The sequence below is a fragment of the Mycobacterium sp. Root265 genome (assembly GCF_001428895.1).
In the GTDB taxonomy this organism is placed as follows: Bacteria; Actinomycetota; Actinomycetes; order Mycobacteriales; family Mycobacteriaceae; genus Mycobacterium.
This window is the reverse complement of record NZ_LMJA01000012.1, coordinates 323,039-338,386: the sequence shown is the minus strand read 5'-3', so window position 1 is coordinate 338,386 and position 15,348 is coordinate 323,039. Positions and strand designations below refer to the sequence as shown.

Here is a 15,348-nt window from a genome sequence, read left to right as displayed (position 1 = left end):
GCAGATGCACAGATCGCACCGCATGGGTTCTCGACACTGAGGGATCCCGCTCGGCCCGTGCGGTGACCGCAGGCTCCGGTGCTCGCGAAGAGCTTAGCCTAGCCTAATGACGTGCAGGTGAGGGGCCGTCCCCGGCGCCGTGACGGGCGCAGGCCAGGCAAGTTGCTCAGCGCCGCGCCGAAACCACGCAACTCGCGCACAGCAGCGCGGCGGTGGCGGCGAGCACCCCGCCCGCACCTGCACTGGCAGCGACCGCACCGACGGACACCGGCAGGACCACCACACCCAGGCGGTTGCCCATCAGGCGCAGCGTCATCGCGGTGCCGCGCTGCCCGGAGGGCGCCAGGTCGGCGACCATCGCCATGGTGACGGGCTGGCCCACCCCGAGCCCGGCGCCCAGCGCCACCGCCGCGATCAGCAGCACGAGGGGGTGCGGCCATATCGAGAGCGCGGTCATGGCCGCGGCTGCAGAGCCGATGCCGGTCACCAGCACCGTGCGGCGTCCCCACCGAAGCACGGCGCGCCCGGTGACGCCGCGCACGGCCATCGATGACACGGCCCGCAATGCGAGTACCCCACCGATGAACGCAGCGCTGAGCCCGACCTCGCGGCCCAGCGCCGGCAGATAGATGAGGGTGATGTCTACGGCGGCCATCACGATGCCGCTGACGATGAGGGCTGATCGAATCCGCTTGTCGCGCAGCAATGATGATGCGATACCGGCCGGTCGTTGATCGGTTTTCGCGTTCCGTCCGCCGATGAACATCGATGTGACCAGGATCAGTCCGGACAGGATCAGCGACGCAACGAGAACCGGAGTCGGCCGGAACGGTGTGCCGTCGCCCAATCCGAGGAAGAGCGGGCCGATGGCCTGCCCGAACGATCCCGCCAGAGTGTAGGTGCCGAAGCGGGAATCGCTGGACCCCGAACTCATCTGGGCCACCGCGGTCTGCTCGCCGATGACACACAACAGGTGGCTGACACCTGCCAGCATCAGCCCGACGATCAGCCACAGGGCGTGCGTGGAACCCGCCAACAACACCACGCAGGACGTGGCCATCAGCACGCCGCCGACGATCAGCGGTGGGCGTTCGCCGAACCGGTCGACCGCGCGTCCCACCGGTAGTGCCAGGAACAGCGGCGCCAGTGCGTAACTCGCGGACAGGGCACCGAGCAGGGCGGGCGCCACCCCGGCGTCCAGCGCGGCGTAGGCGACCGCCGGCCGCAACGAGAATCCGACTGCCTGCACGGAGAAGGCGTGGACCCCGATCGGGGTCCACGCCCTCCACCCGCTGTGCGGCCTGGAATCAGCGGTCATGTTCCGGGCCGGCCGGCACCTTCTCCTCCGTGACCGGCACCGGAGCATCCGCGCCGGTCTGTGACCGCGCGCTGCGCCAGCGCAGGATCAACGGCACCACGAATGCCACGCCCAGCAGCGCGTACAGCCCGATCGACAGATTGGATGCGACCAGCGCCGCGGGATCGCCGCCGCTCAGTTGCATGGCGCGCCGCAGCTGCAACTCGGCGAGTGGACCGAGGATCACCCCGATGATCACCGGCACAACCGGTAACCCGTACCGGCGCATCACGACTCCGAGCAGCCCCATCACCAGCAGCAGATACAGGCCCATGCTGGAGCCGTCGGCGGCGTAGGCGCCGACGGCGGCGAACACCAGGATGCCGGCGTACAGGTACGGACGCGGGATGCGCAGCAGTTTGGCCCACAGCGGTGCCAGCGGCAGGTTGAGCGCGAGCAGCAGCACATTGCCGATGAACAGGCTGGCGATCAATCCCCACACCAGGCCGGGTTCGTTGTCGAACAGCAGCGGGCCGGGCTGGATACCGTACTGCTGGAACGCGGCCAACAACACTGCGGCGGTCGCCGAGGTCGGAAGCCCCAGTGTCAGTAGCGGTACCAGCACCCCCGCCGCGGAGGCGTTGTTCGCGGCCTCGGGTCCGGCGACCCCCTCGATGGCCCCCTTGCCGAACTCTTCGGGGTGCTTCGACAGCTTGCGTTCGGTGACGTAGGACAGGTAGGTCGGGATCTCCGCGCCACCGGCGGGCATGGCGCCGAACGGGAAACCCAGTGCCGCGCCGCGCAGCCACGGCTTCCACGATCGCTTCCAGTCCGACTTGTCCATCCACGGGCGGCCCACCGGGATGATGCCCGGAGGGTTGCGTCGCAGATGCAGCGCAATCCACAACGCCTCACCGAGCGCGAAGATGCCGACCGCGACCACGATGACGTTGACGCCGTCCATCAGGTGGGGCAGGCCAAAGGTCAAGCGCTCCTGACCTGTCGAGCCATCGATACCGATGAGACCGATGAACAACCCGATACCGAGCGAAGCGAACCCGCGGATGCGCGAACTGCCCAGCACCAGCGTCACCGCACCGAAGGCCACCACCATCAGGGCGAAGTAGTCGGCGGGCGTGATCGAGATGGCGAAGTCGACGACGAGCGGGGCCACCAGCACCAGCAGGCCGGTGGCGATCGTGCCTGCGACGAACGATCCGATGGCCGCGGTGGCCAGCGCCTGAGCGGCCCGACCGGACTTGGCCATCTTGTTGCCCTCGATGGCCGTCATCATTGCCGAGGCCTCACCTGGCGTGTTCAACAGAATCGAAGCCGTTGAGCCGCCGTACATTCCGCCGTAGTAGATGCCGGCGAACATGATGATCGCACCGGTGGCGTCCAGCGAGAAGGTGAGTGGGAGCAGCAGCGCCACCGTCATCGCGGGCCCGATCCCGGGCAGCACACCGACCGCGGTGCCCAGCAGCACGCCGATCAGCGCGAACATCAGGTAGGTGGGCGTCATCGCCGCGGCGAAGCCCTCCATGAGCAGGGTCATCGATTCCATGTCAGATGATTCCCTGCAGGATCCCGGCGGGCAGGTAGGCGCCGAGGGCGTACACGAACAGCAGATAGCTGCCGAAGGCGATGACGGCCGACACGACCAGCGTCATGACGAACCGGCGGCTGCCCAGCGCGACGGCGCTGCCGAAGAACAGCAGAGTCCCGGTGAGGGGCCACCCGACCGATTCGATCAGCACCGCATTGGCCAGGAAGAACCCACCGACGGCGAAGAACGGCGCCCACGCCGTGGGCTGATCGAGGTCGACGTCCTCGCCGCCCTCCATCTCGCCACGGCCACCACGCAGCACGTCGACCAGCAGCGCGGCCCCGACGCCGAGCAACATCAGCCCGACGACGGTGGGGAACACCGACGAACTGAGCGGACCGACGCTGGCGGCATTGTCCGTCAGCATCGCGGCGTCGATCAAGGACACCACGCCGAGAACGAAAAGAAGTGCGGCAACCAGAAACTCGGACTTGTCGGCCAGCGCGGAGCGTGCCGTGCCGACCGCAGAGGTCATTGCTGGACCCCTTCGAGGGCCGCCTTGATATCGCCGGCCTGCTCGGACAGATAGGTGCCGAACTCGTCACCGGACATGAAGGCGTCGATCCAGCCGTTGCTCTCGACGGCAGACTTCCAGGCCTCGCTCTGATGCATCTTGTCGAAGGCATCGATGAGGGCCTGCCGGGTTTCCGCGCTGATCCCGGGAGGCGCGACCACGCCGCGCCAGTTCGCGACCACGACCTCGGTTCCCTCTTCGGTCAGGGTGGGTACGTCGGGCAGGAAATCGGCGCGTTCCTCGCCCGTGATCGCAACGGCCTTGAGGTCGCCGGACTTCACCTGTTCGGCCACGTCGGCGGCGCTGGTGACGGCGGCATCGACCTGGCCGCCGAGCACGGCGGGCAGTACTCCGCTGCCGCCGAAGGTGATGTAGTTGACGTCCCCGCGCGGAATGTCATTGGCCGCGGCGATCTGCAGTGTCGCCACGTTGTCCGCACCGCCGATGGCAGAACCGCCGCCGACGTTGAGCCGCGGGTTCTTCTTCCACGCCGCCACCAGATCGTCGTAATTGTTGATCGGTGAATCACCGGGCACCACCACCGCGAGGTACTCGTCGAGCAACTTCACCAGCGGGGTGGTGTCGGCGAAGGACACCGGCGACGACTGCGACACCGTGGCCGCCACCAGACCGAAGCCCATCTGCATGACGAGTTCGCCGTTGTTCTTCTCGTCCACGAGGCGGGACAACCCGACGGTGCCGTTGGCGCCGTCGACGTTGAACACGTCGATCCGCTGGGCGATGCCGTCGTCTTCCATGATCTTGGCGGCGGTGCGCGCGGTGGTGTCCCAGCCGCTGCCCGCCGAGTTCGGCACCAGGTACCGGAACTGCCCGAGTTCGCCGTCGCCGCCACCCGCGTTCGAGCCACCCGAGCATGCGGCGACGAGGCTGACGGTGACGGCAGCTGCCGTCACTCCAAGGCTTTTGGTGAGTCGGCCCATGATGTACCTCCTGTGATGAGCACTACGCTGTCCCAGGAACAGTGACGGTTGCCACACGAGCCTGTCACGCTTGCGCTGACAACGAATCTTGTGCTCGTTGTGCTCGACGACGAAGGGTGTGCAACAGGTGTCGACTCCCTCGGCGGATCGGTGGCTCGGCAGGTTGCCCCTGGCGCGGCAGCTGTTGGTGCTGCAGACGGTGATCATCCTGGCCGTCCTCGCTGTGGTCGTCGCCATCACCTACGTGCAGTCCGGCACCGACTATCAGCGCACGACCGGCAACCGGGTGCTGGGGCTCGCCGAGGTGTTCGCGACCGACGGGATCGTGCGTTCCGCGTTGCGCGGTGACCTTCCGCTGAGCGCGGTCCCGCCGGCCGCTGCCCGGGTGCAGAGCGTGTCCGGGGTGGACTTCGTGGTGGTCGTCGATCTGGACGGTGATGTGCTGGCCAGCCAGGATCCGAGTCATCTCGGTACGCGCTGGTCTTTCGCCAGCGGTGATGTGCTGTCGGGCCGGGCGTGGGTGGGCGCGGCCACCCTGCCCGACGGGCGTCTGTCGATACAGGCGCACGTCGCCGTCCTGGATCCCGAAAACCGCGGGCGGCTCGGCTACGTCGTCGTCGGCAGCTATTCGCCCAGCGTGGCCGAACGGTTGACCGGCGCCGTCCCCGACCTGCTGATCTATGTGGGGGTGGCCTCCGCGCTGGGACTGCTGGGTTCGGTGCTGCTGGCCAACCGCATCAAGAGGCAGACCTTCGGGCTGGAACCGCGGGACATCGCCGGCCTGGTAGAGCATCGTGAGGCGCTGCTCTACGGCATCCGGGAAGGGGTGCTCGGCCTCGACCTCGAACATCGGGTCACCATCGTCAACGCCGAGGCGATCGAACTGCTCGGTCTTCCCGGCGACGCGGTGGGCAAACGACTCGAAAAGCTGGGACTGAGCCAGGAAGTGGTCGACGCCCTCACTGACGCACGCCGCAGTACCGACCGCATCCTGGACACCGATGCCCGGCACCTGGTGCTCAACCGCATGCCGGTGACCACCCGCGGCCGGGTCATCGGCGCCGTCGTCACCCTGCGTGACCGCACCGAATTGTGGGGTCTGCGACGCGAATTGGACGTCACCCGGCACACCGCGGACGCGCTGCGGGCGCAGACCCACGAGTTCTCCAACCGCTTGCACACTATCGCGGGCCTGTTGCGCCTCGGCCACGTGCAGCGCGCCCAGCGGTATGTCACCGACGTGCAGACCGGTCACAATCAGTTCCTCCAAGCGGTCGCGGCGCGGATCGACGACACCACACTGGCGGCGCTCGTCGTGGCCAAGGGCAGTCTGGCCTCCGAACGCGGGGTCGACCTCGTGGTCGACGACCAGTCACATGTCGGCGAAATGAGCCTGGACACCGCCACCACGCTGGAGACGGTGATCGGCAATTTCGTCGACAATGCCCTGGAAGCCTGTGCGGGCGCACCGGACCCGGAGATCAGGCTGCGCATCGAGCAACGCGATGACAGCATCGCCATCGAGGTGCGCGACAACGGCCCCGGGGTCGACGACGCGATCTTGAGCACCATCTTCGAACGCGGCGTCAGCACCAAGGCCACCGACCGCACCCGCGGATTCGGTCTGGCGCTGGCCAAGAGCGTGTGCGAGCAGCGTGGCGGCCGCGTCGACGTGCACAACGACCACGGTGCCGTGTTCACCGCGCAGATCCCGATAGCACAACGAGCACAACGCCAAGTTTCAGCGCAAGATTGACGCGCCACACGTGCAGGCGTGACGTTGATCTCACCTCATACCGAAGGAGATCGATGAACGCCCGTCAGAAACTCAGGGAACTGCTGCACTCACCGGAGATCACGCAGGTCCCTTCCGTCTTCGACGGCATCTCGGCGCGGCTCGCGCAGGCGACCGGCTTCCAGGCGATCAGCGTCACCGGCAACGGGGTGGCCGCCAGTCTGCTGGGCCGTCCCGACGTCGGTCTGGTCTCGCTGACCGAGAGCTCACAGGTGGCGCGCAATATCGCAGGTGCAGTGGATATTCCGGTCATCTTCGACGCCGACACCGGGTACGGGACCGCACTCAACGTCACCCGGGCGGTCCAGGAGTTCGAGAATTCCGGGGTCGCCGCCATCAAACTCGAAGATCAGGTGACGCCCAAACGATGCGGCGTGCTCGATGTGCCGATCCCGGTGGTCACCGAGAAGGAGTACCTCGGCAAGATCGAGGCCGCGCTGTGGGCGCGCAAGGATCCCGATTTCCTCATCATCGCCCGCACCGACGCCGCCAACACACTGGGCGTCGAGGCCGCGGCACTGCGCGCCAAGCGCGCCATCGAACTCGGTGCGGATTCCGCGCTGATCATCGGCGTCCGGGAGAAGGACGACGTCGAGATTGTCATGTCGATCATCGACACCCCGCTGCTGACCCTGGTCGAGGAAAAAGGGCCGATGTCGACCCTGCACGTCTCGGAGATCGAGAAGCTCGGGTTCTCGCTGGCGCTCTACCCCGGACCGATCCGCTTCTCGATGGCGGCCGCCGCCAGGCGAGCCCTGGAGACCCTGCGTGACGAGGGGCAGAGCACCAGCGTCCGCCCGCACATGCTCAAGCCCGAGGAGTGGTACGAGCTGATGGACATCGACGCGTATTTCGATATCGAGAAGCGCTTCGTCCGTGGCTCGGGCGAAGCCGAGCAGCCCGTATCGTAAGTGCATGCGGCCGGGTGAGACCGGGGACATCGCGGTCCTGGTAGTCGATGACGACTTCATGGTGGCGAGCATCCATGCGGAGCTCGTCGAGGAGGTGGACGGCTTCCGGGTCGCGGGGAAAGCGGTCAACGGAGAACAGGCGTTGAAGATGGTGGCCGAACTGGCCCCCGATCTTCTGCTGCTCGATGTGCACCTGCCGGACATGAGCGGAATCGAAGTGCTCAAGCGGTTGCGTGAGCGCGGCGACGACGTCGACGCGATCGTGGTGACCGCTGAGCGTGACGCCACCTTCGTCAAGGCGGCCTTGCGTGGCGGCGCCGCCCAGTATCTGATCAAGCCGTTCGATCTGGACGAGTTGAAGGTACGGATTCAGCACTACGCCAGGGTGCGGCTGGCGGGCGGCAAGACCGATCAGGATGCGGTGGACAGTGTCTTCTCGATCGGTGCCGACCCGCGGGCCGCGCCCTCGGTTCCGTTGCCGCCCAAGGGGCTGAGCAACGAAAGCCTGGACCTGGTGCGCGACGCACTCGCCGACGGCGCCGAACTGTCGGCGACGACCTGTGCGGAAGCGACCGGGATGGCCCGCGCGACGGTGCGCCGTTATCTGGAGTATCTGGTGGAACGGCGGGAGGCCAGGGTGCGTCTGAAGTACGGCGGCGGCCGCCCGGAACGGCTGTACCGCGCCGGGGTGTGACGGCGCGGTACAGCGGCGATCAGCCGACCTGGGCGAGGAGCGGGCCGGCCTTGCCGAGTCGTTCGAACCGGCGGGCCCGCTCCGCCTTGCGGTCGGTGGCGTCAGCGGCTGCCAGGGTGGCGAGCTCGCAGCGTAGCGCCGCGCCCACCCTGACACAGAACTTCTCGGGTTCTGTTGCGGCATCCGGATATTCGGGGATCACGTGGTCAACGATCCCGGCACTGTGCAGATCCGCGGATCGGACTCCCTGCTCGGCGGCCATCTGTGCGGCCTTGCTGATGGTGTGGTGCAGGATGGCACTGGCCCCCTCCGGCGGCAATGGCGACAGCCAGCCGTGCTGGGCGGCCAGCACCCGGTCGGCGGGTACCAGCGCGAGCGCTCCGCCGCCGGTGCCCTGGCCGAGCAGCAACGACACGGTGGGCACCTCGAGCCCGATCATCTCGGCGATACAGCGGGCGATCTCGCCGGCGAGTCCCCCCTCTTCGGCCTCGCGGGACAACGCCGCACCGGCCGTGTCGATCACCGTGACCAACGGCAGGCCCAGGTCGGCGGCCAGTCGCATGCCGCGGCGGGCCTGGCGCAGGGCACCGGGGCCCAGGGGTTCTTCAGCGGTTTGGCCCGCACGGTCCTGTCCGAGCAGCACGCAGGGCAGGCCGCCGAATCTGGTCAGTGCGAGCAACAGTCCGGGTTCGTTCTCGCCCTGGCCGCTGCCGTTGAGCGCCAGAACATCTGATGCGGCGTGTCGCAACAGATCTCGGACCCCGGGACGATCGGGTCTCCGGGTGGCCACCACCGACTGCCAGGCCGGGACATCGACAGCGGGTGCCACCTGTGGAGCGGGTGCGCCGGTATCCGTGGCGGGTGCGTCGATGATGGTCAGGGCACGGTCGACCATGCCGGCGAGTTCGTCGATGGCGACGACCGCGTCGATCAGGCCGCACGAGTAGAGATTCTCCGAGGTCTGTACGCCCACCGGAAACTGGCTGCCGTACAGGGCTTCGTAGACCCGTGGACCCAGAAAGCCGACCAGTGCACCGGGTTCGGCGAACGTGACGTGGCCCAACGATCCCCAGGAGGCGAAGACACCACCGGTCGTCGGATCCCGCAGGTACACCAGATAGGGCAGGTGCGCTGCCTTGTGATCCACGACCGCGGCGGTGATCTTGACCATCTGCAGGAAGGCGGTGGCGCCCTCCTGCATGCGGGTGCCGCCCGAGGTCGGCAGCGCGAGGATCGGCAGCCCCTCGGCGGTAGCGCGCCGGATCGCCGCGGTGAGCCGTTCACCGGCGGATACTCCGATGGACCCACCGAGGAAACCGAAGTCGCACAACAACATCGCGACGCGACGGCCACGGACGGTGGCGTGCCCGGTGAGAACGGCCTCGTCGAGACCGGTTTTCTGGCGTGCCCGGGCGAGTTCGGCGGCGTACCCGGCGTTGACGGGCGGATCGACCACGGGCCGGTCCCAGGGCCGCCAGGATTCGGCGTCGACCAGGGTCTCGATCAACCGGCGTGCGCTGGCCCTGGTCATCGGGACCGAACCTGAAGCGCGTCGATGAGGTGGTTGTCCGCGCCGAGCACCGGGGGCGCGGTATGTGCGCGCCGGGTGCGTTCGGTACCGCGCGCGTCGAAGAATCGCAGTGGGGGCCCGGGGAGTTCGATGGGGCCCAGGGTGGCGTGCTCGACCCCGATCACCAGTCCTTGCGAGCGGGTCTGTTCCCATTCGTAGACCTCGCGGATGGATCGGATCTTGCCGGCGGGCACCCCGATCAGGTCCAGTTTGTCGAGCAGTTCGTCGGTCGAATAGAGCGCGAACACGCTCTGGACGAGTTCGTTGACCTGTTTCTGGTTGGCCACCCGGTCGGGGTTGGATTCCATTCCCGGTGTTGCAGCGTCCAAGGCGAAGCCGTCGCAGAAGCGGTGCCACAACCCCTCGCTGCCCACCGCGATCTGCACGGCTCCGTCGGCCGTGTCGAACAGGCCATAGGGGCAGATGGACGGATGGTGATTGCCCGTCGCTTCGCCGATCTGGCCGGCCACCGTCCATTTGGTGCCCTGGAAGGCGTGCACTCCGACGACCGCCGACAACAGCGACGAGCGGACGACCTGTCCGAGCCCGGTGCGTTCGCGCTCCTGCAGCGCGGCCACCACCCCGAAGGCGCCGTACATGCCGGCCAGCAGGTCGGCGATCGGAACTCCCACGCGCTGAAGATCATCGGGGCCGGATCCGGTCACCGACATCAGCCCGGCCTCGCCCTGGGCGATCTGGTCATAACCGGCCCGGGACGCCTCGGGCCCGTCGTGCCCGAAGCCGCTGATGGACAGCACCACCAGGCGCGGATTGATCCCCTCGAGGCACTCGTGGGAGAAGCCGAGCCGGTCCAGCACGCCCGGGCGGAAGTTCTCCATGAGCACGTCGGCGCGGCTCAGCAGTTCGGTCAGGGCCCTCTTGTCCGAGTCGTCCTTGAGGTCGAGGGTCACCGACTTCTTGTTGCGGTTTGCGCACAGGAAGTACGTCGACTCGCGGTCGGCGGCCTCGGGTTGGACGAAGGGCGGTCCCCAGCCGCGGGTGTCATCGCCGCCCTGGGGGTTCTCGACCTTGATGACCTCGGCGCCGAGATCGCCCAGCATCATCGCGGCGTGCGGACCGGCCAGGGCCCGGGTGAGATCGATGACGAGCAGCCCGTGCAGCGGGCCCGCCGACTGGTCGGTGTGAGTGTGCGAGTTGTCCATCGGTCAGCCTTTGGATTGGTGGAGGAGTGTCCTAGTGGACTAGCCAATTAAGCAAAACAGCTGCGCTCAGCGCTGTCAACAGGGCAAACGTGAGGAATTCTTGTGACTTGGTGCACTACAGAAGCGCCCGCGGTCATGGTTGACCGCGGGCGCAACGTGCTGGTCCGGTCTAGAGCCAGCCCGGGGCGACCAGAATCGCCCATGCGATGAGCGGTCCGATGGCGACCACGATCGCGCTGTATTTGAGGATCTGTTTGTAGAAGGTGTCTCGGTCGACGCCCTGGGCGTTCGCGAGCACCAGCGCCCCATTGGTCGAGAATGGACTGACGTCGACGATCGTCGAGGCGATGGCGAGTGCGACGATGACACCCACTGGTCCGATCTCGCCGGCCAGCAGCAGCGGTACCGCCAGTGGGATGGTGGCGCCCAGGATGGCCACCGAGGAGGCGAACGCCGACACGATGGCGCCCAGGTAGCACAACAGCAGCGAAACCAGCAGCGGCATACCGATACTCGCGACACCATTGCCGACCCACTCGACGCTGCCGGCCTCCTGCAGTACGCCCACGAAGGTCAGCACACCGCCGATGAGCAGCACGGTGGACCAGCTGATCTGCGCGACAGCGCCTTTCTGGGCCTTCGGTGAGGCCAGTGCCAGCACCGCGGCAACCGTCATCGACACGAAGCCGATGTCGAGGTCGAGGACGAGAGAGAACACCGCCAGCGCGCCCAGGCCGATCAGGGTCAGGACCTGATTGAACGAAACCGAATGTCGGGGAAGCGGACTCGTCGGGGAATTCGGTGGTGCCACCAGCGTGGCGCTGGAGGCGCTGGTGCCGTGGCCGGAGAAGGTGGGGGCGTTGCCCGGATGGTGCGGCGCGGGTGCCGTTCCGGCGGAGCCGTCGGCGACCTCGTCGTGTTCGTCGTGAATCGTCCGCCCGAGCAGCTTTCGTCCGCCCAGGAACGCGAAGAGCGCGACGCCGATCCCGGCGTTGAACAGCAGGCTGCCGAGGAAGAGTGTCAGCGGACTGTTCACCAGGCCGGCCTTGGCGGCGATGTTGTTGACGGTGACACCGTAGATGCTGATCGGCGAGAATCCGCCGGCCTGCGCGCCGTGGATCACCATCATGCCCATCAGCAGCGCGTTGATCTTGTACTGCCGGGCGAAGGTCAGCGCGATCGGTGCGATGATCGCGACGGCTGCCGGTCCGAGGGCACCGAACGCCGTCAGTACCGCGGTGATGCCGAACATCACCCAGGGGATGAGTGCGACCCGGCCGCGCACCAGGTGCAGGGCGCCGCGGACCATCAGATCGACGGTTCCGTTGTTCTGGGCAATGGCGAACAGGTAGGTGACGCCCACCAGGGTCAGGAACAGATCGCTGGGAAATCCGGCGATGATGTCGTCGGTGTTCATCCCGACGGCGAGGGTGCCGACGAGGAACGCGGCGACGAAGCCGAGTGTCCCCATGTTGATCGGCAACAGGGTTGCGGCCACGAACATCGCGATGAGCGCGAGGATCGGGATCAGCTCTAACGGCATGGCAGCCTCCGGCTTCAGGGTGGGCTCCAGTGGCTCACTGGCCTAGCCAGTACACCAGTGTGCTGGATCACTGTCAACCATTCGATGTGAACTGGCCTACGTCTGATCTCTTCCACCTGCGGGTATTCTGTGGCCCGGAGAGTAGGTGAGTCAGTGGCAGAGCAACTGAGACCGGTCACCAGGCCGCGGCTGTACGAGGTCATCGTCGAACAGCTGTGTGGGTATATGGCTGACAACGACATGGCGCCGGGCGATCGGCTGCCCGCCGAACGCGAGCTCGCGGCGAACCTCGGCGTGAGCCGCGCCTCCCTCAGTCAGGCCCTCGTGGCATTGGAAGTGCAGGGCGTCCTCTCGGTCCGGCACGGGGACGGCGCGATTCTCATCCGGCGTCCCACCGAAGAGCGCGCCATCAAGGCGCTGCGTGAACATGCCGACCGGATCCCCGACATCATCGAGGCGCGCGAAGCACTCGAGGTCAAGCTGGCAGGCTTGGCGGCGCTGCGCCGCAGCGAGGACGAGATGACGGCCATCGACGCGGCGATCGCGAAGATGGACGCAGAAATCGCCTCCGGCGATCGAGGTGTGGTCGGCGATGAGATGTTTCACGAGGCGATCACCACCGCGGCGCATTCGTCGCTGCTGGCCAAGTTGATGCACGAGATCTCCGGCCTCGTCCGGGAGACGCGCATCGAATCGCTCTCCCAGCAGGATCGGCCGAAGGCATCGCTGGAGAGCCACAAGCGCATCGCCGAGGCGGTGCGGCGGCAGGACCCGGCCGAGGCCGGCCGCGCGATGGCCGAACACATCATGATGGTGTCGGACGTGGCGTTGCTGCGCGCCGCCGACTAGCTGCCGGGCATCCGCGAAAAGCGGTCTGGCCCAGAAAATTCGGAACGGCCCCGGGAAACACACCGGGGCCGTTCCATGGGCCTGGAGCTACCCGCTCCGGAAAGTCTGGTGGGGTACCCGTGCGCTGCGGGTGGTCGCGCGCGACGGATCTTCCGCGAAACGATGGGCCCCGCCGGTGGCGGGACCCATCGCTACGTAGGCGGGGTATTACTTGGACTTCTCCGCTGCCTGCTGGCGTGCCTCGGAAGCTTCGGCTGCGCCGCGGGCGGCCTCGGCCTCGGCTTCCTTCTTGGCCACGTCGCGCTCGGCCTCGGCCTTGTCCTGCTGGGCCTTGCCCTCTTCGCGCAGGGAGTCGTTGTCGGTCACCGTGCCGGCAACTTCCTTGACCTTGCCCTTGACGTCTTCGACGATGCCGCTCACGGCGTTCTCGGGTCCACTGTCAGCCATCAGGTTCCTCCCCAGATCGATGTTGATCGCTGGGAGCCTTGGTACCCACAAGATCGCCGACTCAATCATCAATGACCCAGATCACACTTCCATCCGCGAGCCGATGAGGATCGTCCGGTCCTGGGGCAGGTGGAAGTAGCCGGCGGCATCGGCGGTGAGGAAGGACGTCGCCACGAACAGTCGCTTGCGCCAGCCCGTCATGTCGGTGCTGTCCCCGGGCACCAGCTCCAGATGCGACAGAAAGTAGGAGGCCTTGTCCAAGTCGACGCCGCCCTCGGTGACGTCGGCGGGCAGCATCCGCAGCGCGGCCGGGACATCGGGTCGCTCCATGTAGCCGGCGTGCACCGTGACGTGCACGATGCCGTCGTCGTGGTACCCGAGGGCGTCCACGGCGATGCGCTCATCCTCGGTCAGTCGTGGGACCGGCAGGGTCTCCACCGACACGATGATCACGTGTTCGTGCAGGACGTGGTTGTGTTCCACATTGGCCCGCATGGCCAGCGGGGTGGTGTCGTCGGTGCGGTTGAGGAAGACCGAGGTGCCGGGAACCCGTGCCAGGGCCGGCCGCCGGTCGGCCAGTTCGTCGATGAACGGACGCAGGGGACCCTCGATCTCGCGCCGTGAATCGGTCACCAGGTGCCTGCCGCGCTGCCAGGTGGTCATCACGGTGAACGCGAAGATGGCGATCGCCAACGGGAGCCACGCGCCGTGCACCAACTTCGTGAGGTTCGCGGTCAAGAACATCAGGTCCACGGTGAGCAGCGCGCCCCCGCCGATCACCAGCAACCACAGCGGCCACTTCCACTGCTGGCGTGCGTAATACAGGAACAGCAGGGTGGTGATGGTGATGGTGCCGCTCACCGCCATGCCGAAGGCGTAGGCCAGCGCCGCGGAGGTCTCGAACGCGAACACCAGCGTGAGCACCGAGACCATCAGCACCCAGTTGATCCACGGCACGTAGATCTGCCCGATGGCCTTGGCCGAGGTGTGCGTGATCCGCAGCCGCGGCAGGTATCCCAGCTGAACGGCCTGCGAGACCACCGAGAACGCTCCGGTGATCACCGCCTGCGAGGCGATCACGGTGGCCGCGGTGGCCAGCAGGACCAGCGGCAGCCGCGCCCACTCCGGAGCGAGCAGGAAGAACGGCGCGCTGTGCACGCTGTCGTCGTGCAGCAGCAGCGCACCCTGGCCGAAATAATTCAGGGTGCAGGCCGGCAGGACCAGACTCAGCCAACCGAACACGATGGCACGCCGCCCGAAGTGGCCCATATCGGCGTACAGCGCCTCGGCGCCGGTGACCGCGAGCACGATCGCGGCCAGCGCGAAGAAGGCAATGTGGAAATGCCCGCCGATGAAGGCGATGGCGTAGGTCGGTGACAGCGCCGCCAGGATGCCGGGATTGGCGACGATACCGTTGATCCCGCAGGCGCCGATCGCGACGAACCACACGATCATCACGGGGCCGAAGAACCGGCCGACGACCGCCGTGCCCTGGCGCTGCACGCTGAACAGCGCCACGATGATCACCGCGGTGATCGGCACCACCCAGTCCTTGAGGTCGGGTTCGATGGTCTTGAGTCCTTCGACCGCCGACAGCACCGAGATGGCGGGCGTGATCATGGAATCGCCGAAGAACAGTGCCGCCCCGAACAGGCCGAGGAACCCGAGCGCGATCGCGGTCCGGTGGCCCCGGGTGCCTGCGCCGCGCCGGAGCAGGGTGATCAGCGCCATGATGCCGCCCTCGCCGTGGTTGTCGGCGCGCATCACCAGCGTGACGTAGGTGAAGGTGACGATGAGCATGACCGACCAGAAGATCAGGGAGACAACCCCGTACACGTTCGACTCGTCGAGCGGCACCGGATGGGGGTCGGCCGGGTTGAACACCGTCTGCAGGGTGTAGATGGGGCTGGTGCCGATATCGCCGAACACCACGCCCAGCGCTCCGACGATGATCGCCAGACGCAGCGGTCGGATCTCGGGTGCCGCCGGGCGCTCTACGAGGTTGTCTTCGAGCATGC

The 15,348-nt window shown here is 67.2% G+C and carries 13 protein-coding genes; 4 read left to right on the top strand and 9 right to left on the bottom strand.

Translation table 11 applies throughout. The features are described from left to right. Positions 1-166: 166 nt before the first annotated feature. Genes ASE48_RS32675 through ASE48_RS13675 form a run of 4 tightly spaced genes read right to left on the bottom strand, consistent with a single transcriptional unit; the run spans position 167 to position 4,331 of the window. Positions 167-1,249, bottom strand: coding sequence for an MFS transporter (locus ASE48_RS32675; RefSeq protein ID WP_162264225.1), 1,083 nt, complete (start codon positions 1,247-1,249; stop codon positions 167-169). A 58-nt stretch (positions 1,250-1,307) separates the two neighbouring features. Next, positions 1,308-2,861: a tripartite tricarboxylate transporter permease gene (locus ASE48_RS13685; protein ID WP_057167639.1), complete on the bottom strand. Its 1,554-nt coding sequence runs from the start codon at positions 2,859-2,861 to the stop codon at positions 1,308-1,310. Position 2,862: 1 nt separating this feature from the next. Next, complete coding sequence (locus tag ASE48_RS13680) at positions 2,863-3,378, bottom strand: tripartite tricarboxylate transporter TctB family protein (protein ID WP_057167638.1); 516 nt, start codon at positions 3,376-3,378, stop codon at positions 2,863-2,865. Continuing rightward, on the bottom strand, positions 3,375-4,331 hold the full coding sequence (locus tag ASE48_RS13675) for a Bug family tripartite tricarboxylate transporter substrate binding protein (RefSeq protein ID WP_057167637.1): 957 nt from the start codon (positions 4,329-4,331) through the stop codon (positions 3,375-3,377). The genes ASE48_RS13680 and ASE48_RS13675 overlap by 4 nt, the downstream gene beginning before the upstream one ends. 154 nt (positions 4,332-4,485) lie before the next feature. Here ASE48_RS13675 and ASE48_RS13670 point away from each other — a divergent pair, with 154 nt between their 5' ends. From ASE48_RS13670 to ASE48_RS13660, 3 genes are read left to right on the top strand one after another with little or no spacing between them, the layout of a single operon-like run. Then, the gene (locus tag ASE48_RS13670) at positions 4,486-6,114 is read left to right on the top strand and encodes a sensor histidine kinase (RefSeq protein WP_162264224.1); all 1,629 of its coding nucleotides are present in this window, start codon (positions 4,486-4,488) and stop codon (positions 6,112-6,114) included. Positions 6,115-6,167: 53 nt separating this feature from the next. Then, a complete protein-coding gene (locus ASE48_RS13665) occupies positions 6,168-7,064 on the top strand; it encodes an isocitrate lyase/PEP mutase family protein (RefSeq protein WP_057167635.1) in 897 nt (298 codons plus the stop codon). Between the two features lie 4 nt (positions 7,065-7,068). Next, positions 7,069-7,758: a response regulator gene (locus tag ASE48_RS13660; RefSeq protein ID WP_057167634.1), complete on the top strand. Its 690-nt coding sequence runs from the start codon at positions 7,069-7,071 to the stop codon at positions 7,756-7,758. Positions 7,759-7,777: 19 nt separating this feature from the next. Here the strand turns inward: ASE48_RS13660 and ASE48_RS13655 are convergent, their stop codons facing one another. The 3 genes from ASE48_RS13655 to ASE48_RS13645 form a co-directional block, all read right to left on the bottom strand. Beyond that, positions 7,778-9,289: a carboxyl transferase domain-containing protein gene (locus ASE48_RS13655; RefSeq protein WP_057167633.1), complete on the bottom strand. Its 1,512-nt coding sequence runs from the start codon at positions 9,287-9,289 to the stop codon at positions 7,778-7,780. After that, a complete protein-coding gene (locus tag ASE48_RS13650) occupies positions 9,286-10,491 on the bottom strand; it encodes a CaiB/BaiF CoA transferase family protein (protein ID WP_057167632.1) in 1,206 nt (401 codons plus the stop codon). Before ASE48_RS13650 ends, ASE48_RS13655 begins: the two co-directional genes overlap by 4 nt. A 169-nt stretch (positions 10,492-10,660) precedes the next feature. Next, positions 10,661-12,034 (bottom strand): SLC13 family permease, encoded by a 1,374-nt coding sequence (locus ASE48_RS13645; protein WP_057167631.1) that lies wholly within the window; start codon positions 12,032-12,034, stop codon positions 10,661-10,663. Between the two features lie 153 nt (positions 12,035-12,187). Here ASE48_RS13645 and ASE48_RS13640 point away from each other — a divergent pair, with 153 nt between their 5' ends. Further along, the gene (locus ASE48_RS13640) at positions 12,188-12,883 is read left to right on the top strand and encodes a FadR/GntR family transcriptional regulator (RefSeq protein WP_057167630.1); all 696 of its coding nucleotides are present in this window, start codon (positions 12,188-12,190) and stop codon (positions 12,881-12,883) included. 207 nt (positions 12,884-13,090) lie between these two features. On the opposite strand, the gene mbp1 is transcribed toward ASE48_RS13640, so the two are convergent. Together mbp1 and ASE48_RS13630 are read right to left on the bottom strand one after the other, a co-directional pair. Then, positions 13,091-13,330, bottom strand: a complete 240-nt coding sequence (mbp1, locus tag ASE48_RS13635) for a microaggregate-binding protein 1 (RefSeq protein ID WP_057167629.1) — start codon at positions 13,328-13,330, stop codon at positions 13,091-13,093. Between the two features lie 81 nt (positions 13,331-13,411). Next, the gene (locus ASE48_RS13630) at positions 13,412-15,346 is read right to left on the bottom strand and encodes a potassium transporter Kup (RefSeq protein WP_057167628.1); all 1,935 of its coding nucleotides are present in this window, start codon (positions 15,344-15,346) and stop codon (positions 13,412-13,414) included. Positions 15,347-15,348 lie beyond the last annotated feature (2 nt).